Annotated in this window: 21 protein-coding genes; 6 read left to right on the forward strand and 15 right to left on the reverse strand. The window is 61.4% G+C overall.

The window, feature by feature from the left end; translation table 11 throughout:
* Window positions 1–33 precede the first annotated feature (33 nt).
* The 4 genes from IU367_RS06515 to IU367_RS06530 all read right to left on the reverse strand — a co-directional run bounded on the left by IU367_RS06515 (window position 34) and on the right by IU367_RS06530 (window position 6,312).
* A complete protein-coding gene (locus tag IU367_RS06515) occupies window positions 34–1,386 on the reverse strand; it encodes an APC family permease (protein WP_098983261.1) in 1,353 nt (450 codons plus the stop codon).
* A gap of 448 nt (window positions 1,387–1,834) precedes the next feature.
* Window positions 1,835–3,160 carry an APC family permease gene (locus IU367_RS06520; RefSeq protein WP_274453756.1) on the reverse strand — a complete coding sequence of 442 codons (1,326 nt, stop codon included), beginning with the start codon at window positions 3,158–3,160 and terminating at the stop codon, window positions 1,835–1,837.
* A 210-nt stretch (window positions 3,161–3,370) separates the two neighbouring features.
* Window positions 3,371–4,663: a 4-aminobutyrate--2-oxoglutarate transaminase gene (gabT, locus tag IU367_RS06525; RefSeq protein ID WP_274453757.1), complete on the reverse strand. Its 1,293-nt coding sequence runs from the start codon at window positions 4,661–4,663 to the stop codon at window positions 3,371–3,373.
* A gap of 185 nt (window positions 4,664–4,848) precedes the next feature.
* On the reverse strand, window positions 4,849–6,312 hold the full coding sequence (locus IU367_RS06530; RefSeq protein WP_241278398.1) for an NAD-dependent succinate-semialdehyde dehydrogenase: 1,464 nt from the start codon (window positions 6,310–6,312) through the stop codon (window positions 4,849–4,851).
* Between the two features lie 322 nt (window positions 6,313–6,634).
* Here IU367_RS06530 and puuR point away from each other — a divergent pair, with 322 nt between their 5' ends.
* Together puuR and IU367_RS06540 are read left to right on the forward strand one after the other, a co-directional pair.
* Window positions 6,635–7,234: an HTH-type transcriptional regulator PuuR gene (gene puuR, locus IU367_RS06535; protein ID WP_043134343.1), complete on the forward strand. Its 600-nt coding sequence runs from the start codon at window positions 6,635–6,637 to the stop codon at window positions 7,232–7,234.
* Between the two features lie 50 nt (window positions 7,235–7,284).
* Window positions 7,285–8,562 carry an NAD(P)/FAD-dependent oxidoreductase gene (locus IU367_RS06540; protein WP_043556801.1) on the forward strand — a complete coding sequence of 426 codons (1,278 nt, stop codon included), beginning with the start codon at window positions 7,285–7,287 and terminating at the stop codon, window positions 8,560–8,562.
* 111 nt (window positions 8,563–8,673) lie between these two features.
* Here IU367_RS06540 and IU367_RS06545 read toward each other — a convergent pair whose 3' ends face one another.
* Complete coding sequence (locus IU367_RS06545; RefSeq protein ID WP_042034019.1) at window positions 8,674–8,922, reverse strand: DUF3297 family protein; 249 nt, start codon at window positions 8,920–8,922, stop codon at window positions 8,674–8,676.
* A 220-nt stretch (window positions 8,923–9,142) separates the two neighbouring features.
* Window positions 9,143–10,177: a helix-turn-helix domain-containing protein gene (locus IU367_RS06550; RefSeq protein WP_274453758.1), complete on the reverse strand. Its 1,035-nt coding sequence runs from the start codon at window positions 10,175–10,177 to the stop codon at window positions 9,143–9,145.
* A 187-nt stretch (window positions 10,178–10,364) separates the two neighbouring features.
* Between IU367_RS06550 and IU367_RS06555 the strand changes: the two genes are divergently transcribed.
* Window positions 10,365–10,706: a DUF805 domain-containing protein gene (locus IU367_RS06555; protein ID WP_274453759.1), complete on the forward strand. Its 342-nt coding sequence runs from the start codon at window positions 10,365–10,367 to the stop codon at window positions 10,704–10,706.
* Window positions 10,703–11,185 (forward strand): hypothetical protein, encoded by a 483-nt coding sequence (locus tag IU367_RS06560; RefSeq protein WP_274453760.1) that lies wholly within the window; start codon window positions 10,703–10,705, stop codon window positions 11,183–11,185. Before IU367_RS06555 ends, IU367_RS06560 begins: the two co-directional genes overlap by 4 nt.
* A 45-nt stretch (window positions 11,186–11,230) precedes the next feature.
* On the opposite strand, the gene IU367_RS06565 is transcribed toward IU367_RS06560, so the two are convergent.
* Window positions 11,231–11,731: an SRPBCC family protein gene (locus IU367_RS06565; RefSeq protein WP_011706794.1), complete on the reverse strand. Its 501-nt coding sequence runs from the start codon at window positions 11,729–11,731 to the stop codon at window positions 11,231–11,233.
* Window positions 11,732–11,917: 186 nt separating this feature from the next.
* On the opposite strand from IU367_RS06565, the gene IU367_RS06570 reads away from it, so the two are divergent.
* On the forward strand, window positions 11,918–12,340 hold the full coding sequence (locus IU367_RS06570; protein WP_043556796.1) for a GNAT family N-acetyltransferase: 423 nt from the start codon (window positions 11,918–11,920) through the stop codon (window positions 12,338–12,340).
* A gap of 402 nt (window positions 12,341–12,742) precedes the next feature.
* Complete coding sequence (locus IU367_RS06575; protein ID WP_043134332.1) at window positions 12,743–13,153, forward strand: H-NS family histone-like protein; 411 nt, start codon at window positions 12,743–12,745, stop codon at window positions 13,151–13,153.
* A 591-nt stretch (window positions 13,154–13,744) separates the two neighbouring features.
* On the opposite strand, the gene IU367_RS06580 is transcribed toward IU367_RS06575, so the two are convergent.
* From IU367_RS06580 to recN, 8 genes are all read right to left on the reverse strand, one after another.
* The gene (locus IU367_RS06580; protein WP_274453761.1) at window positions 13,745–14,851 is read right to left on the reverse strand and encodes a 3-deoxy-7-phosphoheptulonate synthase; all 1,107 of its coding nucleotides are present in this window, start codon (window positions 14,849–14,851) and stop codon (window positions 13,745–13,747) included.
* A gap of 268 nt (window positions 14,852–15,119) precedes the next feature.
* Window positions 15,120–15,926 (reverse strand): siderophore-interacting protein, encoded by an 807-nt coding sequence (locus IU367_RS06585; RefSeq protein WP_274453762.1) that lies wholly within the window; start codon window positions 15,924–15,926, stop codon window positions 15,120–15,122.
* Window positions 15,927–16,079: 153 nt separating this feature from the next.
* Entirely contained in the window at window positions 16,080–17,453 is a 1,374-nt protein-coding gene (locus IU367_RS06590) for an efflux transporter outer membrane subunit (protein ID WP_274453763.1), read from the reverse strand.
* Window positions 17,450–19,390, reverse strand: coding sequence for a MacB family efflux pump subunit (locus tag IU367_RS06595; RefSeq protein ID WP_274453764.1), 1,941 nt, complete (start codon window positions 19,388–19,390; stop codon window positions 17,450–17,452). Before IU367_RS06595 ends, IU367_RS06590 begins: the two co-directional genes overlap by 4 nt.
* Entirely contained in the window at window positions 19,387–20,550 is a 1,164-nt protein-coding gene (locus tag IU367_RS06600) for an efflux RND transporter periplasmic adaptor subunit (RefSeq protein WP_241325055.1), read from the reverse strand. Before IU367_RS06600 ends, IU367_RS06595 begins: the two co-directional genes overlap by 4 nt.
* A gap of 259 nt (window positions 20,551–20,809) precedes the next feature.
* Window positions 20,810–21,250 carry a universal stress protein gene (locus IU367_RS06605; RefSeq protein WP_043134323.1) on the reverse strand — a complete coding sequence of 147 codons (441 nt, stop codon included), beginning with the start codon at window positions 21,248–21,250 and terminating at the stop codon, window positions 20,810–20,812.
* A gap of 410 nt (window positions 21,251–21,660) precedes the next feature.
* The gene (locus IU367_RS06610; RefSeq protein ID WP_274453765.1) at window positions 21,661–22,554 is read right to left on the reverse strand and encodes a DHHA2 domain-containing protein; all 894 of its coding nucleotides are present in this window, start codon (window positions 22,552–22,554) and stop codon (window positions 21,661–21,663) included.
* Window positions 22,555–22,993: 439 nt separating this feature from the next.
* Window positions 22,994–24,658, reverse strand: coding sequence for a DNA repair protein RecN (recN, locus tag IU367_RS06615; protein ID WP_274453766.1), 1,665 nt, complete (start codon window positions 24,656–24,658; stop codon window positions 22,994–22,996).
* Window positions 24,659–24,681: the final 23 nt, after the last annotated feature.

The following is a 24,681-nucleotide window of genomic DNA, read 5'->3' on the forward strand; positions in this document are numbered from 1 at the left end:
CCCTTCTGCTTTCCTGCTGTGTGGCTCGGTCCCTTATTGGGAGTCGGCAGTCTCTTCGTACTGACGGAAGGGAATGCGGAACACGGCGAGGCGCAGGAACAGGTAGGTGACCCCGAGACCCGCCCAGATCAGGCCCAGCTCCAGCGAGCTCTGCTCCAGGTTGATCCAGAGCGCACCGATAGTGGCGGCGCCGAGCAGCGGCAGCAGCAGGTAGAGCAGGTGATCCTTGATGCTCTTGTTGCGCTTTTCGCGTACCCAGAACTGGCCTATGACCGACAGGTTGACGAAGGTGAAGGCCACCAGGGCACCGAAGTTCACCAGCGCCAGCGCGGTATCCAGATCGAACGACACGGCGGAGAGGGCCAGGCCGCCCACCATCAGCACGTTGATGGCCGGGGTGCGGTATTTCGGGTGGATATAGCCAAACACCCGCTCCGGGATCATGCGATCGCGCCCCATCACGTAGAGGATGCGGGACACGCCTGCGTGCGCCGCCATGCCGGAGGCCAGTACCGCGACCGTGGTGCACACCAGCACCACGCTCTGGAAGAAGGCGCCGCCGACGTAGAGGGCGATCTCGGGCAACACGGCATCGGGCTCCTTGAAACGGGCCAGATCCGGGAAGTAGAGCTGCAGGCAGTAGGAGACCACCACGAAGATGACGCCGCCGATGAGCGCGGTCAGCACTATGGCGCGCGGTATCACCTTGCCGGCGTTCGGGGTCTCTTCACTGAGCGAGCTCAGACCGTCGAAGCCGAGGAACGAGAAGCAGAGGATGGTGGCGCCGGTAAACAGTGGCACCATGCTGGCGGATTCGAAGTGGAACGGCCGGCTGCTCATCAGGGTTGCCGCGCCTTCGCCGTGATAGATGCCCCAGCCCATCAGACCGATGAAGAGGGTGATGATGGCCAGCTGGATCACCACTATCAGGCCATTGAAGTTGGCCACCAGGTTGATGCCGCGCAGGTTGAGGAAGGTCATCACAGTCACCAGACCGAAGATGAAGATCCAGGGATCGACACCCGGGAACATGGCGGTGAGGTAGATCTTGGCCAAGAGGATGTTGATCATCGGCATGAACATGTAGTCGAGCAGGGAAGACCAGCCCACCATGAAACCGACGTAGGGGTTGAACACCTTCTGGGCATAGGTATAGGCAGAGCCCGCAGAGGGGAACTTGCGCACCAGATGGCCATAGCTGAACGCGGTCAGCAGTATGCCGCCCAGCGCCAGCAGATAGGCGGTGGCGACCCGGCCCTCGGTGATGTCACCGACGATGGCGAAGGTATCGAACACGGCCATGGGGGTCAGATAGGCGAGGCCCATCACCACCACCTGCCACATGCTGAGGGTTTTCTTCAGACGAACGGGTTGCTGCTGGCTCATTCAGGCTTCCTCCTTGCACGGACGGCAGGAAGTGGAATGGCTTGAGGCCATGGGACCGGGTTCTCGCGTACTCACAACATCGGTATGCAAACCACAGACGTTGGTCGCGTGGCGACCAAAGCAGGTTCCGGTGGCGACCGGAGACAAAGCAAACAAGAGCCCCATGTTTTTCCTCATTGCGGCATTAGGTTCATCTGAACCTTGATATCATTTCCGGAATGGTTCCGGCCTCGAGTGGTATTGATTTTTTTTCAAAATGAAAATAACCGATGTGGGATCACATCGGTTATGAAAGCGGCGGGATTTTGCCCCAGATGGGGGGGGAAGACAAGCCACTAAGGCCATTCCAGGCAAGAGAATTATCAATGACCTGGTTTATATCAATAAATGGCGTCCGGTCCCGGGTGCGGGAGATGGACGCCAGCCCAGATGTGGCAGGGGTTGCGGCTCAATAGGTCGGCAAGGATACACGCCAGAAGGTGGTGCGCAAAAACAGATAAATTCCCCCTATGGCAGCCCAGATAAGGCCGAGGATAAGGGAGGTTTGTTCCAGATTGAACCAGAGAACCGCCACAGTCCCTGCCCCGCACAGGGGCAGCACCAGATATTGCAGGTGATCCCTGAGGGTCTTGTTGCGCCCCTGACGCACGTAATAGCAGGCGATCACCGACAGATTGACCACGGTAAAGGCCACCAGGGCGCCGAAGTTGATCAGGGCCAGGGCGATTTCCAGATCGAAGCTGATGGCCGACAGCGCCAGCAGGCCCACCAGCAATATGTTGAACACCGGGGTCTGCCACTTGGGGTGTATGTAGCCGAAGGTGCGCTGGGGCAGCACCTTGTCCCGCCCCATCACGTAGAGGATGCGGGATACCCCGGCGTGGGAGGAGAGCCCGGAGGCCAGCACGGCCACGCAGGCGCACACCAGCACCACGCTCTGGAACAGCTTGCCGCCCACGTAGAGGGCTATCTCGGGCAGCACGGCATCCGGCTCCTTGAAGCGGGAGGCATCCGGGAAGTAGAGCTGCAGGGCATAGGCCACCACCACGAAGATGAGGCCCCCCAGCAGCGCGGTCAGGAAGATGGCCTTGGGGATCACCTTGCCCGCCTCCGGCGTCTCTTCGCACAGGGCGCTCAGACTGTCAAAACCCAGGAAGGAGAAACAGAGGATGGTGGCGCCGGTCAGCAGCGGCAGCACCTCGGCGTTGGCGCTGTAGACGGGTTGCAGGCTGACGGCGCCGACCCCTTCACCCTGGGCTATGCCATAGCCAATCAGGGCCAGGAACACCACTATGATGACGATCTGGATCAGGATTATGATGCCGTTGAGGTTGGCCACCAGATCGATGCCGCGCAGGTTGATGAGGGTCATCAGGGCCGTCATGGCGCAGATGAAGATCCAGGGCTCGATACCGGGAAACAAGGCTGTAAGGTAGATCTTGGCCAGCAGCATGTTGATCATCGGCAGGAAGACATAGTCCAGCAGGGACGACCAGCCCACCATGAAGCCCACCACGGGGGAGAACTCCTTCTGGGCATAGGTGTAGGCCGAGCCCGCCGAGGGGTAGTGACGCACCATCTGGCTGTAGCTGGTGGCGGTAAAGAGCACGCCTACCAGGGCCAGCAGGTAGGCGGTGGTGACATGACCGTGGGTGATGTCGGTGACGATGCCGAAGGTATCGAACACCACCATGGGGGTCATGTAGGCCAATCCCATCACCACCACTTGCCACAGGGTGAGGGTTTGCTTCAATCGAGCCGGGCGTGGAGCCATTGGCCTATCTCCTTGAATTCGGTGCAGGTTTCCCGCGCAGCGGGCAGGCGCAGGATCCGTGACAGGGGGGCCTCGGCCTCGGAGGGAGCCAAGCGCTCCTGTCATCATTTTTTGGGGCGGCGATGATACCGTATGAGCAGGCCGTCCGCGATGGGCGGCCTGCGGTTATCTGACGGTATTTTTCGCACCGACTGGCAAAACGGCGCGGATCTAGCCTTGACTGGCGGCCGTGAGTGCCTGTTCCAGCAGACCCAGCCCTTCCTCGATCAAGGCCGGGGAGGCAGTGAGGGGCGCCAGGAAGCGGATGACATTGGCCCGCACGCCGCAGGAGAGCAGCACCAGCCCGCGCTTGCCCGCCTCGGCCACCAGCCGTTTGGTGAGATCCGGATCGGGTTGGCCGGCATCGCGTCCCTTGACCAGCTCCATGGCCACCATGGCGCCGGGGCCTCGGATGTCGCCGATGCAGTCGAAGCGTTCCGCCAGCTGGTGCAGGCGTGCCTTGATCTGCTCACCCTGGGTCAGGGCTTGCTGGTTGAGCCGCTCCTCCTCGATCACCTCCAGCACCGCCAGGGCGGCGGCGCAGGCGATGGGCGATCCCGCATAGGTGCCCCCCAGACCGCCCGGCTTGGCGGCGTTCATGATGGCCGCCTTGCCCACCACGGCAGACAGCGGGAAGCCGCCGGCCAGGCTCTTGGCGAGTGTAATGATGTCCGGCTCTATGCCGCTGTACTCGGTGGCAAAGGTCTTGCCGGTGCGACAGAAACCGCTCTGGATCTCGTCGCAGATGAGCACTATGCCGTGCTGATCGCACAGCTTGCGCAGGCTTTGCATGAAGCTTGGGGAGGCGGCATAGAAGCCACCCTCACCCTGCACGGGTTCGAGAATGATGGCTGCGACCCGGGCCGGCTCTATGTCCGAGCTGAAGCAGAGATCCAGCGCCGCCAGGGCGTCGGCCTCGCTTACCCCCAGGTAGTCGCTCGGGAAGGGCAGGTGATAGACCTCCCCCGGGAAGGGGCCGAAACCGGTCTTGTAGGGCACTACCTTGCCGGTCAGCGCCATGCCCATCATGGTACGACCGTGAAAGCCCCCCTTGAAGGCGATGGTGCCGCTGCGACCCGTGTGGGCGCGGGCTATCTTGATGGCGTTTTCCACCGCCTCGGCACCGGTGGAGAGAAACAGGGTGCGCTTGGGGGTGGGGCCGGGTACCAGGGCATTCAATTTTTCCGCCAGCTCGATATAGCCGGGGTAGGGGGTGACCTGGAAGCAGGTGTGGCTGAACTTTTCGAGCTGTTCACGCACCGCCGCCACCACTTTCGGGTGGTTGTGGCCTGTGTTGAGCACGGCGATGCCGGAGGCAAAGTCGATGTAGCGGTTGCCCTCCACATCCCACAGCTCGGCGTTCTTCGCCCGCTCGATAAACACCGGCAGCAGGGTGCCGACGCCGTTGACCACGGCGGCTTCACGGCGGGCTTGCCAGGCCTGGTTGTTGTTTGCATGACTCATGTTTTCCTCCATGAGGGGCCAGGGGCCCCTGTCTCAATGATGGCGAGCCTCCCCGGCGGGGAGCACTCACTTCGTCCTTGTCTTGCTGTCTGTCTGCGCTGGCACTATCCCGCCCTGCAGGACTGGCCCGGTTTGCTCTCCCCCTCAAGAAGGGGGAGACCGGGAGGGCCGGTATAAAACCGCCCCTAGCGAATGCCGCCAAAGCAGAGGTATTTGGTTTCGAGGTACTCCTCCAGCCCCTCGGCCGCCCCTTCACGACCGAGACCCGACTCCTTGATGCCGCCAAAGGGGGCCAGTTCGGTGGAGATGATCCCCTCGTTGATGCCCACCATGCCGTATTCCAGCTGCTCGGCCACCCGCCATACCCTGGCTATGTCGCGGCCATAGAAGTAGGCGGCGAGACCATAGGGGGTGTCGTTGGCGATGGCGATGGCCTCGGCTTCGGTCTCGAAACGCACCAGCGGGGCGACCGGGCCGAAGATCTCCTCCTGCAAAATGGGGTTGCGCTTGTCGACCTTGCCCAAAATGGTGGGCTGGTAGAAGAGCGGGCCGGCGGGATGGGCTTCGCCCCCCAGCAGCAGCTCGGCCCCGGCGGCGGTCGCCTGCCTGACCAGCTCGGCCACCTTGCTGGCGGCGGCCGGGTTGATCAGCGGGCCAATCTGGGTGCCCTCGCTCATGCCGTCCCCCACCTTGAAAGCCTTGACCGCGGCGGTGAGCTTCTCGGCGAAGGCGTCGTAGACACCGGCCTGCACCAGGATGCGGTTGGCGCAGACGCAGGTCTGGCCGGCGTTGCGGTATTTGGAGGCGAGCGCCCCGGCGATGGCGGCATCGAGATCGGCGTCGTCAAACACGATGAAGGGGGCGTTGCCACCCAGCTCCAGCGACAACTTCTTCATGGTGTCGGCGCACTGGCGCATCAACAGCTTGCCGATGCGGGTGGAGCCGGTGAAGGAGAGCTTGCGCACTGTCTTGTTGTTGCACAGCTCGTTGCCCACCGCGGCCGCCTGATGGCTGGTCACTATGTTGATGACCCCGGCAGGAATGCCCGCCTGCTCCGCCAGTGCCGCCAGCGCCAGCGCACAGAGCGGTGTCTCGGCGGCAGGCTTGATGACTATGGTGCAACCGGCGGCCAGCGCCGGGCCCGCCTTGCGGGTGATCATGGCGATGGGGAAGTTCCAGGGGGTGATGGCGGCGACCACGCCCACCGGCTGCTTGATGGTGGCCAGACGCCGGTCGCTGGAGAAACCCGGAATGGTGCGGCCATAGGCGCGCTTGCCCTCTTCCGCGAACCACTGGATGAAGCTGGCGCCATAGGCCACTTCCCCCTTGGCTTCGGCCAGCGGCTTGCCCTGCTCGCAGGTCATGATGCGGGCCAGCTCATCCTGGTTGGCCAGGATGAGCTCGAACCAGGCGTAGAGTTTGTTGCTGCGCTCCTTGGCGGTGAGCGCCGCCCAGGCCGGTTGGGCCGCGTGGGCTGCCTCGATGGCGCGGCGGGTGTCTGCCTCGTCCATGTCGGGCACTTGGGTGATGACCTGACCGGTGGCCGGGTTGTGCACCTCGAAGCGGTGCCCGCCATGGGCCTCGCACCAGCGGCCACCTATATAGGCAAGGGATTTGATCAAGGAGAGAGCAGGTTGTGATGCTGACATGAGAAGCCTCGATTGTGGGTCAGGGTGGTCACGTCATCCCGTGCTGCCACCGTATAGAATAATAAGCACAGGAAGACCATAAATTGAGCTGAAATGTTTTTCAAGTGTTAAATATATTTGAGTAAACTGGGCTGTGCATGCTAGAAATGGAGCTGTCAGGGCGATTTTACCGGTTTTTGCGGTGTTGGGTGTGCAAAATAATGAACGGCATTCACCGTGCAGGATAACGAACACACCCGACAGATTGACCCGTTATTTTAACCGGATGCCATCGAACAGATCGGCCGCCACACATGTTCGCAGGCACACAAGGAGGTGGGCGATGCAGCAACCACAAGGAGAGGCAAGGTGGCAGACCATGACGGATAACCCGTTGATGGGCAAGAGCATGGGGGAGCGCCTCGCCGCCACCCGCCGTCGTCTCGGGCTCTCCCAACGGCGAGTCGCCGAGCTGAGCGGGTTGACCCATGGCGCCATCTGCATGATAGAGCAGGACAAGGTGAGCCCGTCGGTGGCCTCCCTGCAAAAATTGCTCAACGTCTATGAGCTGCCGTTGTCGCGCTTCTTCGCCGAGGAGGAGGGACGCACGCCGAGCGTGGTGATCAAGGCCGATCAGCTGATCGAGCTGGGCAGTCAGGGGGTCTCCATGAAGCTGGTGCACAACGGCAACAACCGTCGTCAGCTCGGCTTCATGCTGGAGACCTATGCCCCCGGCACCGACACCGGCGGTCAGGTCAAGCATCTGGGGGAGGAGGTCGGAACCGTGCTGGAAGGGGCCGTGACCCTGACGGTAGCCGGCCAGGCCTATCAACTCAGTGCCGGGGACAGCTACGTGATCGACACGGGCGAGCCCCACAGCTTCAGCAATCCGTCGGGGCAGGTCTGTCGCATCGTCAGCGCCCATACCCCGGCCAACTTCTAGTGTTGAGACTATGTCTCGTTTGGGAAAAGAACCGGTAAGGAAACAGGATCATGACCGAGCATGTAAACAGTTACTACGCAGCCAGTGCCAACAAACACGCACCCTATCCGACCCTGACCGAGCAGCTTGAGTGCGATGTCTGCGTCATAGGCGCGGGTTACACCGGCCTCTCCAGCGCGCTGCATCTGGTGGAAAAGGGCTATTCGGTGGTGGTGCTGGAGGCGGCCCGGGTGGGCTTTGGCGCCAGCGGTCGCAACGGCGGCCAGATAGTCAACTCCTACAGCCGCGACATCGACACCATAGAAGCGAACTGCCCGCCGGATCAGGCCAGGCTGCTCGGCTCCATGTTGTTTGAGGGGGGCCAGATCATCCGCGATCGCATCCAGCGCTACAACATCCAGTGCGACCTGCAGGAGGGCGGGGTCTTTGCCGCCGAGACGGATCGCCAGCTGCATGAGCTCAAGGCCCAGCAGGCCCGTTGGCAGAAGTGGGGCAACGACAAGCTGGAGCTGCTGGACGGGGACGGGATCCGCGAGGTGGTAGCGAGTGATCGCTACGTCGGCGGCCTGCTCGACAAGAGCGGTGGTCATATCCACCCCCTCAATCTGGCGCTGGGGGAGGCGGAAGCCATCCGCATGCAGGGCGGCAGGATCTTCGAGCAATCCGCCGTCACCAGCATCACCCCGGGCCAGCCCGCCCTGGTCAAGACCGCCAAGGGGGCGGTGAAGGCGCGCTTCGTGGTGGTGGCCGGCAACGCCTATCTCGGCAACCTGGTGCCCGAGCTCGCCGGCAAGAGCATGCCCTGCGGCACTCAGGTGGTCGCCACCGAGGTGCTGGGGGAGGAGCGGGCCCGTTCCCTGTTGCCGCAAAACTACTGCCTGGAAGATTGCAACTACCTGCTCGACTACTACCGTACCTCGGGCGATCACCGGCTGATCTACGGCGGCGGCGTTGTCTATGGCGCGCGGGATCCGGCGGATATCGAGCGGCTGATCATCCCCAAGATGCTCAAAACCTTCCCGCAACTGGCGGACGTCAAGGTGGAGTACACCTGGACCGGCAACTTCCTGCTGACCCTGTCGCGCCTGCCGCAGTTTGGCCGCATCGGCCCCAACATCTATTACATGCAGGGTTACAGCGGCCACGGCGTCACTTGTACCCATCTGGCGGGCAAGCTGCTCTCCGAGGTATTGAGCGGTCAGGCGGAGCGCTTCGATGCCTTCGCCAAGCTGCCGCACTACCCCTTCCCCGGCGGCCGCCTGTTCCGTATCCCCTTCACCGCCGCCGGCGCCGCTTGGTATACCCTGCGCGACCGCTTGGGGGTGTAAGCGCCGCCGATTCTGCCGCAACTTATTGGTGTGGGCAGAATCCAGAAACGACAAGGCCACCGAATGGTGGCCTTGTTTTTTTACCCTGTTGGCGACAGGCGCCTGACTCACTTAGAGATAAAAGGCCTCAACGGTACCTTTCAGGGTGATCAGAATGGGCTGACCGCGACGATCCAGCGCCTTGGGGGAGGGGATTTTTACCCAGCCTTCGCTGATGCAATACTCTTCGACGTTGGTGCGCTCTTTGCCATTGAGTCGAATACCAATCTGGTGTTCGAAACAGGCGGCGACATGGTGCGGGCTGCGCGGGTTGCCTGCAAGGCGATCCGGCAGTGCCGGCTTGGTGTTGGTATCGCTCATCAATATGACCTGAAATGGATAAAAAGTGCGTCATTGTAGAGAATGCCGCCATGGCATTCAAGGTGGCCAAAACGTGTGCAACTATCCCCTCTTCCATGCTGGATGAAGCTGATCCCATATATTCATGGACGATGAGGTCGCTCTCTTCTGTTACCGCCAAGTCGCAGGCAGGCCGGCTTTTGGCGGCTGTTTCATGCCTGCGATCATGCTCAGCTGCGTATCACCTGAGCCGTGCCTCGCTCTGTTTTCTGAAGGCGCTGGGCGTCAGGCCGGCGATGCGGGAAAACTCGCGATTAAAGTTGGATTTGGTCTGAAAGCCTGCATTCATCAATATGTGGGTAATGGTCTCATCCGTGGTGAGCAACGCCTGTTTTGCATGCTCGATGCGATATTCATTGACCACTCTGGAGATGCTCTTCTGGTGTACCTGGTTGACCGCCATCGAGATTTGCTTGGCGGGAATACCCAGTTTGCGTGACAGCGCTGCCAGGGTCAGATCCGGGTCAAGATAGCTGGCTTTTTCTCGCATCAATCTATCCACTCTTGCCACGATCTCGTCGGCCCGCTCTTGTGTCAATAATGACTCCGAACTTGGTGCCATGGGAATTTCCGGCTGGGCAATATCATCGACTGCGGGGGTATTGACGCTCACCATGATGACGGCAATTGCCAGCACGGGCAGCAGCACCAGGTGAGCGAGCGTCAAAATATAAAGGGAATATCCGCCCTGATTAACCGCAAGGTCGAGTGAGATAGCCGCATCTATCATGGCAGAGCACAACAGCATCCAGCCCGCCACCTGCTCTGCCCTTTTCACGGCTTCCCAATGGCTGAACGAGACATGGATAAGCAGCGGCTCTTTGGCGGAGTAGCGTACCAGCGCGATGCCATAAAACAGATAAATGGCTGTAATGATCCCATCCAGTGGCAAGGCGAGAAAGGGGTGAGTGAAGAGACTGACGGCAACCAATATAGGTCCCGCAACATGGTGATAAGCGACCCTGTGGGTGTCGGTGGCTGCATGGGTAAAAATGAGCCAGGCGGCCACAGGGATCAGTGAGGCAAGTAGTGGCTGGGCCATGCTGAAGAGCGCAACATCGAATGTCCAGCGCAGCCCAACCAGCCCGGTGGTGGCCGCACAGAGCGCCAAAAACAGGCAAGCCGCTTTTGCTTGGTCGGCCAATCGCACATACAGGATCACCGCCAGCAAGACCAGCAGCAAAGAGACAACAAAGGGTACGGGAATTGCGAGCATAACCGATCCGGATCCTAGTCATGGTGGTGAAAAGATAACGTCATGCCAGCATAACGATTTGCATCCAGGTAAAGAAGAATGTCGCGGACCAAGACGGGTTTTAGCACGTCCTAAAACCGGTTTCAGGACGTATACCGCTGCGTTAGCCCCCAGGATGGGTGACCAAATAACGCTGGAGATAGCCTGAATGTGTTCTTTTTATTTACTCGCGTGGCGCCGCTATGCTGATTTTTCCGGTCGCTCCTCCAGAAAGGAGTTCTGGATGTTCATGCTGGTTCATGTGCTGGTTACCCTGATGTGCATCGCATTGGATGTGGGCATCAATGGTCTGAGCGGCTTGGAGGTTGGTTATAGCGTGGTGAGCACCATCCCCATGGTCGCTGTCATAGTCCGCCGGCTGCACGATATTGATCGCTCGGGATGGTGGGGATGGATCTTTTTTGTCCCTGGCGTGGGTCCCTTTGCGTTGATCTATTTGCTTGCTCGGCAAGTTTGTTCAGACGGCCTATCCGTGGGGGAGGCATCATGAAACACTGCCTCTTGTTGCTCATGCTGATAAGTCCGGTCGCACTCGCTGACGCCGTCAATATTCACCCATTCCCCAAGGGGGCGCAGGGTATATTGTCGGTAGAGCGTCTGACCCAGGGGAAACTGTTGTGGCTGCAGGGCCGGGTTGGTGAGGGAAGCTATACCCGTGTTGATGGCGAAGGGCGTCACTGTACCATCAAGGTGCCGGTTGCAGTGGGTCGTGTTGCGAATACCGGGTTGGGGATAGACGCTGTGGAGGGACTGTCAATCATTGTGATGAATAAGCAGTTAAGCGAAGCCTTAATCAAGGGGGATCGCATTAATAGCAACGAATGGCAGTTTGTTGCGCTGGCGGAACGTCGCGCCGCAGATGGCTACATAGTAAAAGGCATAGCGGCAGATGAAGGATTCGTGCTCAATTCAAAACGGCGCTGGATTTCCTGGCTATTGGATGAGGCGCCCATGCAGCATTGCCAGTAACCCCATAGTAAAACACCGCCTGTGGGCGGTGTTTTACTATGGGCCTTATTGGGCCAGGGATTTCAGTTGCTGCTTGTCCGGCGGGTTATTCCAGTCGATGGGACCGTGGGTGAAGCGGTACTGCAGGCGCGGCAGGCTGGTCTCCAGCCACTCTTCCCGAAAATAGGCATAGCCCTGATCCCAGTCAGGATCGTTCGCCCAGCCGGTTTGCAGGAAGTAGAGCCGGGTGCCCTGACCTTCCGGCACGAATCGCAGGCTGACCTGGGTCTTTTGCAGGCGAATATGGGGCAGGGAGGGCGGAAAATTCCAGCTGAAGCTGAGCAGGTCGTGGGGCATGACGGCCATCACCCGGCAGCCTTCGCTGCCACGTTCACCCAGTGGGGCATCGGGTCTGAAATAGATTTCGAACGGACCATTCGGTTCGGGCACCATCAGACATTCCGGCGCCAGGAAGCTGCGCAGGCCGCTCTCGGTTGTCCAGGCGCGCCAGACATCGTCGATATGGGCCGGAACAAAGATGTTACCTTCTATCTGCTTGTTATCCATAAATCAGCGAGCCTCAAACCATCCATACATGGGACTCAGGCAGTATAGCCCCACGGGCGATAAAATGGACAGAGGTGTGTCACATCCGTGCCATCCATCGGCCAGTCATACTGGCCTGGCAATTTGACATGATGTGGCGATCCATCGACAGTGGTGCCAGGTGATCATAGTGACGAGGAAGGCTTGATGATCAGAGTCATGCGAGAGACAGACACTCCCTACTTGGCGCAGTTGTTTCTGAAAGGGCGGCGTCAGACCTTTCACTGGGTCGATCCTTCCCACTTTCGGCTGGAGGATTTCGACGAACAGACCCGGGGTGAGCAGATCTGGGTGGCCGAACAGGGCGGTGCCCCCTGCGGGTTTGTCTCCATCTGGGGGGATGAGAGCTTCGTGCATCATCTCTATGTGTCGGCCGACTGGCATGGTCAGGGGCTGGGGCGAGCCCTGCTTGCCCAGGGATTGGCGGCGTTCCAGAAACCGGCCTCGCTCAAGGTGGCGACCCATAACACGGCTGCCCTGGCCTTCTATCATCGCCTGGGCTGGCAGAACACGGAGGAGACTGGTCACTGCGAGATCACCGGCCCCTGGCGTCGACTCAGCCTCGAATAGTGCTCGTCAGCGGCAGGTAAAAATGAGGATGACAAATGTCAGGGGCCATGGGCCCCTGACGACAATATATAGCGCCAATCGTCTACCTTGAGTCTCGTGTGGGTGGCATGGGGTTTAACAGCCGTGGCCAATTGTAAAAATAGCTGACGCAAGTGTGATGAGAAATATACCTGGGCGGTTCATGCCTATTTGCCAGGCCGGTATGGGGGAATTGTGCCGAGCGTGATCAGCTGGCCTTGCGCAATGACCAATGGTGAATAAAGTTGCTGACATATTCAGCCAATAGTTTTTTGTTAAGAAAGTGACAGCAGCTATAAAATCATTATGTTGTTATCAGACAGGCATGCTATTCTCAAGCTGTGTTATCCCTGTGACAAACAAAAATAATTCTGTGAGGAAGTAATGAACGAGTTTCTGAAAGTTCTGCTGAACATTCGCAGCCTGCGCGCTGCCATCCGTGAATTGCCGTTTGAACAGCTGCAAGAAGCAAAAGAAAAGTTTGAGCTGGTATATAACGAGCGTGCCGAGTCCGTTGAACAAGAGCGTGCCGAACAGGAAGAGCGTCAGCGCAAGCTGAGCGAGTTCACTGAAATGCTGCAGCAAGCCGGTATCGACCCGCGCGAGCTGATCAACAGCGCCGCTGCTCCGGCCGCCGCTGCTGGTGCGACCAAGAGCAAGCGTGCTCCGCGTCCTGCCAAGTACAAGTACCAGGAAGACGGCCAGGAGAAGACCTGGACCGGTCAGGGCCGTATGCCGAAAGCCATTGCCGAGCAAGTTGCGCTGGGCAAGGATCTGAATGATTTCCTGATCTGATCCATTGGATCTGTCATGAATGATGCCGCCCGCGAGGCGGCATTATTATTTGTGCTCACCGAAACTCTCTCCTGTCAATTCCCCACTCATTTTGTACCGCCCCGTTTGTCGTCGTATGACGCATCGGTTCAGTCCATGTGTTTGCCTCCTTTATTGGCCGATTAATTGTGATCCGTCTGCATCTGAGTGGTGATGTTGCGCTCTATTTTATTGCAGCGCGCTTGTCGACCACTCGTGAGAGACAATCTGTTGGACTCATATAGCCCGGTGCATATTCTTCTCTGTCATTCCCCAGAAAATTAGGGGGCATTAAGCTGCCCGCAAGCAAGCCGCGCTTCTTTTTTACTCATTGGGGTTGTCTGTGCCATTAAGCCAGCTGTTTTTCAGTTTTATCTGGCGCAGCATAATGGGGCGCCGCTATACCGTTGTTTATCATGGTGGGGGATATTTTCTTTATCCGCTGCGGACTCGTATATCCAGAATGTTCAACCTGAACGGATCACCCGGGTCGTGCGGGCGTGGCGAGGGGGCTGCATTGCAAGGGGGAGAGACAGGGGAAATCAGGCTCCCGCGGGGGGAGCCTTCCCGGGTTCAACTGGCCAGCTGGGCATCCCAGATCGCCTTGTCAGGCTGGACCTTGACGCTGTGCTGGCGGCGGGCCTCCACGGCATCGGCCAGCATGGCGAGCAGGGTCTGGGTATCGTCCCAGCACAGGCAGGCGTCGGTGACCGACTGGCCGTAGGCGAGCTGGTTCAAGGGCGCAGGCTTCTGGCTGCCCCCTTGCAGGAAGCTTTCGACCATGACGGCGGCGATGGCGTCGCTGCCTTCTCCCAGTTGACGACAGAGCTCCCCTGCCACCCGGATCTGGTTCTTGTGCAGCTTCTGGCTGTTGCCGTGGCTGCAGTCCACCATCAGGCGGTGGCTGAGCCCCTGCCGCGTCAGTCGTTCGGCGGCATCCTCCACGTCGCTCTGGTGGTAATTGGGGCGCGTACCACCGCGCAATATGATGTGGCCGGCCGGGTTGCCTTCGCTCTTGATCACCACAATGCCGCCCTGACTGCCCGGCGCAGTGAACAGGTGGGAGGCTTCACTGGCCTGGATGGCATCGATGGCCACCCGGATATTGCCGTCCGTGCCGTTCTTGAAGCCGACGGGGCAGGGCAGGGCCGAGGCCAGCTGCCGGTGCACCTGGGACTCGGTGGTACGGGCGCCTATCGCCCCCCAGCTGATGAGATCGGCCAGATAGAGGAAGCTGGTGGTATCGAGGAACTCGGTGGCGGTGGCCAGCCCCAGCCGGTTGATGTCGAGCAGCAGCTGGCGCGCCAGCCGTAGGCCATGGCCTATGTCGTTGCTGCCGTCCAGATGGGGGTCGAACACCAGTCCCTTCCAGCCGACCGTGGTGCGGGGCTTCTCGAAGTAGGTGCGCATCACTATCTGCAACCTGTCTTGATAGGCGTCGGCAAGTCGCGCCAGCCGCTGGGCGTAATCGAGGGCGGCGAGCGGATCATGGATGGAGCAGGGGCCTATCACCACCAGCAGACGATCGTCCTCTCCCGTCAGGATCTGGCGAACCTGCTGGCGATGGTGTGCGATCAGCGCCGTGGTCGGGGCGGGACAGGGATGAAGTGCCAACAGGTTGGCAGGAGTGGGGAGAGCCTCCACCGCGAAGGCGCGCATTACCGAGTTCAAAACTGCCATCTGGATTACCTTGCTGTGCAAACGGGAGTGAATGACGTGCGCGCCACGCCCGACCCCTGAGGTCATGGCGAGGGTGCTGCAATGGGGCATCATCACTGTTTATTGTTGAGAGTGATTATCATTATCTTGTTGTCTGTCTCAAATGCAAGCACAACCGAGCGGATCACCAGAATGGGGGGAGAGGGGTAAAAACGGGGGCGGGCAGATAGCCATCAAGCCCATGACCGGCAGGCCATGAGCTTGATAATGGGAGGAAAAATGTGGGGGATCAGCTGTCCATCACATCGTGACGGGCGTGGTGATAGGCCTCTTCATCCTTGCCTTGACGCCAGTAGGGCACGGCGTAGACGCGTGTGCGATCCACCTCCAGGGTGCGCCTGACGTGGCGGCGCAAGGGCACTACCAGCCCCTCTTCGCCGCCGAACCAGAAGTAGCTCGCCTGCTCCTGCATCGGCAGGGCGGTGAAATACGCCACCAGCGGTTCTGTCTGTTCGGGCGAGCCGATAAACCAGCGCAGGCTGACGCCGGCCGGCAGCGACAGATCCTGCACATCTTCCTGATAGGGCACCAGTAGGGCGATATGGCCCTGGGCGTCGGCGGGCATCACCTCCGCCATGGCGCTGATGGCGGGCAGGGAAGTGAGATCCCCCGCCATGTAGTAATGCCGGGCGGGTTGCAGCATGGGATCCGGGCCGCCCGGGCCCGAGATGGCCAGCAGATCGCCGGGTTGGGCCTCAAGGGCAAAGCGGCTGGCGGGGCCGGCATCGCCGTGCAGGGCGAAGTCGATGTCCAGCTCCAGCGCCTCGCGGCGAAACGCCCGTATGGTGAAGGTGCGCATGATGGGGCGCTGGCTCGGGTCTTCCCAGCGTGGCCCTTGCGGGGTGGGCGTGGGCAGCACGGCATGGGCCTGGCCTGGCTGGGGCAGCATGATCTTGATATGGGCGCCGCCGCAGGTGAAGGGGTAGTCAGCGAGTTCCGGGCTGGTCAGGCAGACTCGGCGCAGGTGCGGGCTCACATCCCGGATGTGTTTGACCGTGAGCAGACGAGGACGATTGACCGGGGCGGGCTGAGACATATGGATACTCCTGACTGATAATGGCGCCCATTTTTCATTAAATGAAAACTATTATCAATTGCTTTGTGTGGCAGTCCGTCAGGAAGGGGACATGAAAAGGGGAAAAAAACGCCGCCTCTCATGGCATGAGTGGCGACGTCGCCAGGCCTTGGGTTAGCTGCGATCGCTGCCCCCCAACGCCTTGTAGATCCTGGCCATGGTGTTGAGCTGCTCCTTCTGCTGACCGAGCAGGGCGAGCTCGGCATCCCACAGCCGGTTCTGCTCATCCAGCCAGGCCTGCACTCCGGTGGCACCGGCCTGGAAACGGGCCTTGGCCAGCCGCTCCGCCTCTTTGGCAAACGCCAGCTGCTCGGCCAGATAGCTCAGGCGCTGCTCGCCATGATGGCGGGCGGCCAGGCCATCTTCCACCTCCACCAGGGCGGTGTAGAGCTGCTTGCGAAACTCGGTTTCGGCGATCTGGTAGTCAAGCTCTGAGCCCGCGATGGAGAGCCGGGTCTTGTTGTATTCAAGGAAGGGCAGCGCCAGGGTGGCGCCCAGGGTGCCTACCGGGTTTTGCAGCACCTGGGTCAGGGTATCCGAGCTGGTGCTGGCGCCGCCGGTGAGGCTCAAGCTGGGGTAGAAACCGGTGCGGATCTCGTCCCCTTTCGCCAGTGTCTTGCGCAGCCGCAGCTCGGCGGCGCGCACGTCGGGGCGCCGCGCCAGCACATCTGCCGGTATGCCGACTGCCAGCGACGGCGCGGGCGTCGTCGTCAGTGCGGTCGGGGCAAATGGCAGTGGACCGCTGCTGCGACCGAGCAACAGCCGCAGGGCGTTGCGGGCCTGTTCCTGCTGCATCAGGAGCGAGCTGAGTTCCGCCTGCTTGCCCGCCTTCTGCTGGCTGGCCTGCACCAGATCGAGCCGGGTGACGGCGCCGGCCTGGTATTTGGCCTGGGTCAGCTGCTCGGCGCGGGCATAGTTGGCCAGTTGCCGTTCACCCAGGCTGACGGCCGAGCCGAGATAGGCCAGTTGCCAGTACTGCTCCAGCGCCTTGCCGATCAGCATCAGACGGGTGGCCGCCAGATCCTGGGCGGAGGCCTGGGCTTCCCAGCTCGCCTGATCCCGCACCGAGGCGAGCCGGCCCCACAGATCCACCTCGTAGCCGAGGGTCAGGGTGGGGCCCATGCTGCCGCTGGCCTTGCCACTCTTCAGATCCTTGGTGCCGTTGGCACCCAGGCTGGCGTTGACCGAGGGGGTCAGGTTGGTATCGGCGAGATCCGCACCCAGCAGTGCGCTTCTGAGCCTCAGTCCGGCGACCTGCATGTCGGGGTTGGCGGCCAGCACGGCTGCCACCAGCTGATCCAGCGCCGGATCATGAAACCCTTGCCACCAGAGGCCGACTTGCTGCCGGGTGAGACCCTCGTCCGGCTGCTGCCAGCTCGGGGCCAGCGCCAGATCTTGTCTGTGATAGCTGCTCTGCTGGCTGCAGGCGCTCACGCCTGCGGCAAGGGCGAGGCAGAGCCCCAGTCTGGATAAGTTGTGCATTGTCATTCCCTCGCCAGCGCCTCGACCGGATCGAGCCGGGCGGCATTGCGGGCGGGCAGGTAACCAAACAGGATCCCGATGAGCGAGGAGCAGCCAAACGCCATCAGGATGGAAAAGAGCGAGAACTGCATCTGTATGCTCTCCACGAACAGGGAGAAGAGCAGGCCGATGAGCAGGGAGACGCCGACCCCGAGCATGCCGCCGAGCAGGCTCACCATCACCGCCTCGATCAGAAACTGCTGCAAAATGTCCGACTGGCGGGCACCGACCGCGATGCGGATCCCGATTTCACGGGTGCGCTCCACCACCGAGACCAGCATGATGTTCATCACCCCGACCCCGCCGACGATGAGGGAGATCACCGCGATGGCGGAGACCAGCAGCGTCATGGTGGCCGTGGTCTTCTCCACAGACTTGATGATGCTGTCGCTGCTGAAGGTGAAGAAGTCCTTCACCCCGTGACGCTGGGTCAGCAGCTCGATGGCGGCCTGTTCGGCAAGGGCGGGTTGCACCCCGTCCTTGACCCGAATGGTGAGCTGGCTGAAGTGGTTCTGGGAGATAAGGCGGCTCATCACGGCGCTGTAGGGCAGCCAAACATTGACCGATTGACTGCTGCGGCCAAACCCCGTCTCCTCTTCCACCACGCCTATGATGCGCACCGGCAGGGTGCCAACCAGTACCACCTGGCCGACGGGATCTTCCTCGCCGAGCAGACTCTTTATAGTTTTGCCATCCACCACGGCCACCGCGGCCCGGTTCTGGATGTCGCGCTCGTCAAACAGGCGGCCACTGGTGAGCTTCATCCCCTTGACCCGGAAGAAGTCGCTGCCGACCCCCACTATGCTGCCGCTGCTGGTCTTGTTGCGATAACGCAGCTGACCCGACGAGGCGATCTGGGGGCTGGCCCCTTCCAGATAAGGCTGGCCGAGCAGGGCATCGAGATCCCGCTTGTTGAGGGTCTGGATGCTGGCAGCCTTCTCGTCTCCCCAATCCTTGCCGGGGAAGATGTCTATGGTGTTGGTGCCCATGGCGTTGATCTGATCGATCACCTTGGCACGGGCGCCCTGACCGAGCGCAACCACGCTCACCACGGCGGCTATGCCGATGATGATGCCGAGCATGGTGAGGAAGGTGCGCATGCGGTGGGCCAGCATGGCGTGCAGCGCCATGCGCCCCGCCTCGCGATAGCGATCCCAGTCGTTGCCACCGGCCCTGGCGGTGGGTGGGGCGGGCTGAAGGGGGGCTGTGGCCGTGGCCGGTTTGCCGCTGTCTTCCAACACCCGGCCATCGCGCAGCGTGATGATGCGATCCGCGTGGCTGGCCACCGCCATGTCGTGGGTCACCAGTATGATGGTGTGGCCCTGGGCATGCAGCTCCTTGAGGATGGCCATCACCTCCTTGCCGCTTTGGCTGTCGAGGGCGCCGGTGGGTTCATCCGCCAGGATCACCTCGCCGCCGTTGGCCAGCGCCCGGGCGATACTGACCCTCTGCTGCTGGCCGCCGGAGAGCTGGCCCGGGGTGTGATGGCTGCGATCGCTCAAGCCCAGCCGTGCCAGCAGGGCTTGGGAGCGCGCCTGCCGTTCGGGACGGGAGGCGCCGGCATAGACGGCCGGGATCTCCACGTTGGCGACGGCATTGAGGTGCGGCAGCAGGTGGTAGCGCTGAAAGATGAAACCAAAGTGGTGGCAGCGCAACCGGGCCAGGGAGAGGGCGTCCAGGGTGGCTGTGTCCTGCCCCCGGAACAGGTACTGGCCCGCGCTTGGACGATCGAGGCAGCCGAGCAGGTTCATCAGGGTGGATTTGCCGGAGCCGGAGGCGCCGACGATGGCGATCATCTCCCCCGCCTCTATGGTCAGATCCAGCGGATGCAGGACGGTAACCTCCTGCTCCCCGCTCTGATAGCGTCGCTCTATGCCCTTGAGCTGGATCAGCGGCTCGCTCACAGCATTATCTCCATGTCACCGTCGCTGACCGGCTTGCCCTGGCCCAGGGTGACTTTCTCCTGCTCGCTCAGGCCGCTGACCACCTCCACCTTGATGTCATCCTTCATGCCGGTCTTGATGCGGCGCGTCTCTTTCTGATCGTCATCCTTGAGCAGGGTGACTTCGTACTCGTTCTCCCCCAGCTTCTTGCCAAGAGCCGTCTGTGGAATGGTCAGCACCTGCTTGCGCTCGCCGAGCACTATGGTGACTTGCGTGGTCATGGCGACCCGCAGGGTGTGATCCGGGTTGGGCACGTCGAACAGGGCGTAGTAGTAGACGGCGGCATTGCTGGTGGCCGTGGTGCTGGTGGCCTGTTCGTTGATGTTGGTGGGGGCCAGCTCGACCGTGCGCAGGGTGCCGTGATAGCGGGTGTCTGCATCTCCCATCAGGGTGAAATAGACCGGCATGCCGGCCTTGACCCGGGTGACATCCGCCTCCGAGATCTGCGCCTTCACCGTCATTGTCTCCAGGTTGGCGAGCTTGAGCAGGGTTGGTACCGTCTGGCTGGCGGCCAGTGTCTGGCCCTGGCGGGTCACTATGCTGACGACTGTGCCATCCATGGGGGCCAGGATGCGGTTATAGCCCAGCTCCGTCTTGGTGCGATCCACCTTGATCAGCGCATTCTCGATCTCGGCCTGGGCGCTCTGCAGCTCGGCCCGGGTGACCGCCAGCTGGGCTTCGGCGCTCTCCAGATCGGCGCGGGAGCTGGCTTCCTGCCTGAACATCTGCTGCTGACGACGCCAGGCCAGCTCGTTTTGCTTGAGCTGTGCCTGCTTGATCTTGAGCTGGGCGCGGCGACTGGCGAGATCCGCCTCGGCGGTCTTGAGGTTGTTCTGGGCGAGCAGTGGGTCTATCTCGGCCAGCAGCTCCCCCTGCTTGACGCTCTGCCCTGCCTCGACCGCCAGATAGGTCACCTGACCCGAGACCTGGGCACCCACATCCACCTGCTCTATGGCCTGCAGTACGCCGCTGGCCAGCACAGTCTGCTCCACATCCTGACGAGTCACTGGCGCGCTCAGCACGGGCTCGGGGGCCTTGTTCGGCCAGGCCAGCCAGGAGATGGCAGCCAGCGGGAGCAGGATGAGCAGGGCGAATTTTCGCTGCTTGGGGGTTATGTTCATTTATCACCTGAAAGAAACGTGCGAAGGCGTGCAAGGGCAATATCCTGCAGCAAACGAGGCTTAAAAAACAGCGATGAATATGTAAGGAAACATGTAGATAGCCTTGTCATTACCGGCCTTGCCTGCCGTCAGGACTGTGGCTGGGCGGCGGCCTGGATGGACAGGGTGGCGAGGTGCGAGGGCGTGCGCGAGAGGGAGTAACGCGAGGCGATGCCGTGTTGGCAAGCGGCGCCCACCCGTGGGGTGGGCGCCAGGCAGATCAGCCGACGGCCTTGAGCTGTTCGGCGTAGGGTTCGTGGCAGATCTGGATATCGATCGGCAGCTTGTAGATGAGCAGGCGGGCCAGTGACCCTTCCATCCAGTGGTGGCGGCTGCCCACCAGCAACAGATCCGCCGGGTGCGCGTCCAGCCAGCGCTTCAGATCCGGCACCACGTCATCGACCACCAGACACTGGTAATCCACCGGGTGCTGCAGGGTGGTGATGAGCTCGCTGATGATGGCCTTGGCATCCAGGGTGCCCTGGGCACTGCGTTCCTCCTCGGACAGTGACAGGCTCTTGCGGCGCATCTTGCTGCTGTGGGTCAGGTGCAGCAGGGTCAATTCACCGCCCATTCCCTGTACCAACCGGCTTGCTTTGGCCAGTGTCTCCTGCTCGTAATCCTTGCCTTCCAGCAACAGCACAATATGGGTTGAGGTCATAAGCAGTTCTCCTTGGCATGGCGCGGGGCACCGGGGACAAATTGTCTGTCCCCTACCACTGTGTTCCCGCTATGTGTCGCATAGAACGAACCGGTTTCGCGCGTCTGGCGTCACTCTTTGTCGGTGATGCATCGCAAAGCCATGTTCGTTCACATCATCATAACAGACTGAGTTGAATGGAAAATGAAGGGAACCCTGCTTTTTGACGGTTCATTGGTCTGTTGGCAGTGAAAAACCTGACAGGGCAGCATGTTTGCGCTGTGGATGGGCGTCAAAAACCAGGATCCTGTGGTTTGATATCGATGAGAGTGCGGGCGGGAGCTGTTTGGGGCGTGGGGGAGGCGGTGGTAAGAGAGGGCAATGGAGAGTGGAGAGGGAGCCAGCCCTGGCCGGCTCCCTCTCCACTGAACTCAAACCGGGTCTGAGGAGAGGTACTGGGTCAGCCAGGGCAGCCCCTCTTTCTTGCGGCTGACGGCGCCGGCCAGATGAGTCGGCTGCTCGGGCAGTATGCCCTTGCTGGCGAAGTAGAGCAGGCTGCCGCCCTTGGCCAGATCGGTCAGCATCAGCACATAGGCATCCAGCTCATCTTGCTCCAGCCGGTTTTGCATGGCCTGCGCCAGCTCGGCCTGGCGGGTGTGGATCTGCGCCGGATCCATCACGCAGATCTGGCTGACATAGAGCTTGTAACCGGCGATCTGGTACGCCTTCTCGTCGGCGACGAGCAGCTCTGTCATAGGGGCGTCACCGAGCTGGGTACGCCGCTCCAGCAGGGTCTGTGCAAAGGGCTCCAGCGCCAGATCGGCCAGGGGCAGCAGCGCATTGACGGCGGCGCGGTCACGGGCCGTGGTGGTCGGCGAGGTGAGGCTGAAGGTGTCGCTGATGATGGCACCCAGCAGCAGGCGAGCCTGGGTGCGAGAGAGGGTGTCATAGCCCATCAGTTCCAGCAGGACGGTGGCGCTGCAACCCACGGCCCGGATCCAGGCATCGAGCGGGCCCCGGGTGATGAGTGTGCCTATCCTGTGGTGATCGATCAGCCCCTGCACGTCGGCCTCGGCCAGCCCCTCCGGCCCCTGCTCCAGCTCGCTGAAATCCACCAGAAACACAGATTTGTTGGCCACGCTGCCCTGCAGCAGGGGCGGGGCATCGACCCCGGCAGTTTCCAGAATGAAGCGGGTTTCGGCTATGGGTTCACCCAGGGCATAGGCCTGGGCCTGCCGGCCCTGTCGATTGAGCCAGTCGGCGGTGACCAGGGCGGTACAGATGCTGTCGCTATCGGGGTTCTTGTGGCCAAACACATGGAGCATAAAGACATTCCTGACGTTGGAGGCTCGCCTGGCCGAGATCGCGATGACGCAGATCGGGCAGGGGGCGCGAATAAGATGGCTAAACAGAGTGGAGGCTTGCCCCCAGTCTGGTTTCACTCTATGCAGCTGTGCTACTTCTGGCAACCAGGCTGATCCTATAGTCCCTTGCTGCCCCCTGCCGTGTGGGTGGAGCAGGCCATGGCGAGCACCTTGTTGCAGACCCAGACCCAGGAACTTGGCTGCGGCTCAGGTGTTGTCCTGTCTACCGCTGGTGCCAGTGCCGGATCAGAGCGGCTGCTCTGATATTGGTTGGCCAGCCAGAGGAGGGGATTGTGGGAGAGGAAAAGAGCATAAGGCAATGAGGGGAGAGTAACAAAAAAGGAGAGCCCAACCCCGCGGGTCTGGCTCTCCCTTTTACTGCCTGCCTGGAGATGCTTGTTCAGGAGGCCAGCAGCTCGCGGGCGTTGGCCAGGGTATTGTCGGTGATATGGTCGCCGCCCAGCAGACGAGCCAGCTCCTTGAGGCGGTCTCCCTGATCCAGCGCCTGCATCTGGGTCTCAGTTGTCTTGCCGTCCGTGTGCTTGCTCACCACCATGTGCTGGTGGCCCTTGCCTGCCACCTGTGGCAGGTGAGTCACCACCATGACCTGAGTGGATTCACCGAGCTGGCGCAGCAGACGACCCACCACGGCGGCGGTGGGGCCGCTGATCCCCACGTCCACCTCATCGAAAATAAGGGTTGGGGTCGAGACCTTGCGGGCGCTGATCACCACTATGGCGAGGCTGATCCGAGACAGTTCACCCCCCGAGGCCACCTTGCCGAGTGGCTGGATCGGTTGCCCCGGGTTGGTGGTGACCATAAATTCCACCCGATCGATGCCGAGTGGCGACAGGCTGCTCTGGGCATCCGGTCGCACCTCGATGGCGAAGCGGCCGTCCGGCATCGCCAGCTCGTGCATGCTGGCGGTCACCTTGGCGCCTAGCTCCTGGGCGTAACGCTGACGGCTCTGGCTCAGGGCCTCGGCGGCCTGCACGAAGGCGAGGCGGGCCTCGGCCAGTTCATCTTCCATGCCCTCGAGGCGCTCCTCGTCGGAGTTGAGGCGGGCGAGATCACTGGCCAGATCCTGATGATGCAGGGCCAGCTCGGCCGGTTTGACATGGTGCTTGCGGGCCAGATTGATGGCTTTGGAGAGGCGGGCTTCCAGCTCGTTGAAGCGCTCGGGATCCAGTTCAAGCCGATCCAGATAGCTGCGCAGCTCGCTGTGGCTCTCCTGCACGCCTATCATCGCCTCGTTCAGCATCTCCAGCACAGGGGTGAGCCGGCTGTCCATGCCCACCAGACCCTCGGCCTTGTCGACGGCGACCTGCAACAGGCCAGCGATGGTGGTCTCTTCGTTGTCATAGAGCAGATCGAGACAGGCGCCGCACTCCTGCATCAGCTCGGTGCCGTTGGCGAGCCGCTGATGCTCTTCTTCGATCGCCTCGAACTCCCCCGGTTGCAGCGCAAACTCGTCCAGCTCCTGCACCTGATATTCGATGAGTTGACGGCGGGCCTCCCGCTGTTGCTGCTCGGCCTTGAGGCGGTTGAGTTCGTTTTGCAGCTGACGCCACAGCTGATAATGCTGGCGCACTTCGTCCAGCAGCAGGTGATGGCCAGCATAGCCATCCAGCAAGCTGAGCTGGTAGTCGGGTTTGAGCAGGAGCTGGTGGGCGTGCTGGCCGTGGACGTTGACCAGCAGTTGACCCAGGTTCTTGAGCTGGGTCAGGGGGACGGGCACCCCGTTGATGTAGCTGCGGGAGCGCCCCTCGGCGGAGAGTACCCGCCGCACTATGCATTCGCCTTCGTTGTCCAGCTCGTTGGCGGCGAGCCAGGCGCGGGCGGCCGGGTTGCCGTCCAGCAGGAAACGGGCGCTGACCTCTGTCTTGTCGCTATCGGGGCGCACCATGCTGGCCTCGGCCCGCTCGCCGAGGCAGAGGCCGAGCGCGTCTATGGCGATGGATTTACCGGCACCCGTCTCACCCGTGATGCAGGTCATGCCGGGTTGCAGATCGAGTTCGAGAAACTTGACGATGGCGAAGTTGTTGACGGTCAGCTGGGTCAGCATGGTCTCATCCTGTATGGGCCAAC

This window comes from Aeromonas bestiarum, from assembly GCF_028751155.1.
Taxonomy (GTDB): domain Bacteria; phylum Pseudomonadota; class Gammaproteobacteria; order Enterobacterales; family Aeromonadaceae; genus Aeromonas; species Aeromonas bestiarum.

Coding starts and splice junctions, on each gene's coding strand:
- IU367_RS06570 (WP_043556796.1), top strand. CDS start 11,918: ATGATCAGAGTCATGCGAGAGACAGACACTCCCTACTTGGCGCAGTTG.
- IU367_RS06605 (WP_043134323.1), bottom strand. CDS start 21,250: ATGACCTCAACCCATATTGTGCTGTTGCTGGAAGGCAAGGATTACGAG.
- IU367_RS06565 (WP_011706794.1), bottom strand. CDS start 11,731: ATGGATAACAAGCAGATAGAAGGTAACATCTTTGTTCCGGCCCATATC.
- IU367_RS06610 (WP_274453765.1), bottom strand. CDS start 22,554: ATGCTCCATGTGTTTGGCCACAAGAACCCCGATAGCGACAGCATCTGT.
- IU367_RS06585 (WP_274453762.1), bottom strand. CDS start 15,926: ATGTCTCAGCCCGCCCCGGTCAATCGTCCTCGTCTGCTCACGGTCAAA.
- IU367_RS06580 (WP_274453761.1), bottom strand. CDS start 14,851: ATGGCAGTTTTGAACTCGGTAATGCGCGCCTTCGCGGTGGAGGCTCTC.
- IU367_RS06515 (WP_098983261.1), bottom strand. CDS start 1,386: ATGAGCCAGCAGCAACCCGTTCGTCTGAAGAAAACCCTCAGCATGTGG.
- IU367_RS06555 (WP_274453759.1), top strand. CDS start 10,365: ATGTGTTCTTTTTATTTACTCGCGTGGCGCCGCTATGCTGATTTTTCC.
- IU367_RS06575 (WP_043134332.1), top strand. CDS start 12,743: ATGAACGAGTTTCTGAAAGTTCTGCTGAACATTCGCAGCCTGCGCGCT.
- recN (WP_274453766.1), bottom strand. CDS start 24,658: ATGCTGACCCAGCTGACCGTCAACAACTTCGCCATCGTCAAGTTTCTC.
- IU367_RS06600 (WP_241325055.1), bottom strand. CDS start 20,550: ATGAACATAACCCCCAAGCAGCGAAAATTCGCCCTGCTCATCCTGCTC.
- IU367_RS06540 (WP_043556801.1), top strand. CDS start 7,285: ATGACCGAGCATGTAAACAGTTACTACGCAGCCAGTGCCAACAAACAC.
- IU367_RS06545 (WP_042034019.1), bottom strand. CDS start 8,922: ATGAGCGATACCAACACCAAGCCGGCACTGCCGGATCGCCTTGCAGGC.
- puuR (WP_043134343.1), top strand. CDS start 6,635: ATGCAGCAACCACAAGGAGAGGCAAGGTGGCAGACCATGACGGATAAC.
- gabT (WP_274453757.1), bottom strand. CDS start 4,663: ATGAGTCATGCAAACAACAACCAGGCCTGGCAAGCCCGCCGTGAAGCC.
- IU367_RS06560 (WP_274453760.1), top strand. CDS start 10,703: ATGAAACACTGCCTCTTGTTGCTCATGCTGATAAGTCCGGTCGCACTC.
- IU367_RS06520 (WP_274453756.1), bottom strand. CDS start 3,160: ATGGCTCCACGCCCGGCTCGATTGAAGCAAACCCTCACCCTGTGGCAA.
- IU367_RS06550 (WP_274453758.1), bottom strand. CDS start 10,177: ATGCTCGCAATTCCCGTACCCTTTGTTGTCTCTTTGCTGCTGGTCTTG.
- IU367_RS06590 (WP_274453763.1), bottom strand. CDS start 17,453: ATGACAATGCACAACTTATCCAGACTGGGGCTCTGCCTCGCCCTTGCC.
- IU367_RS06530 (WP_241278398.1), bottom strand. CDS start 6,312: ATGTCAGCATCACAACCTGCTCTCTCCTTGATCAAATCCCTTGCCTAT.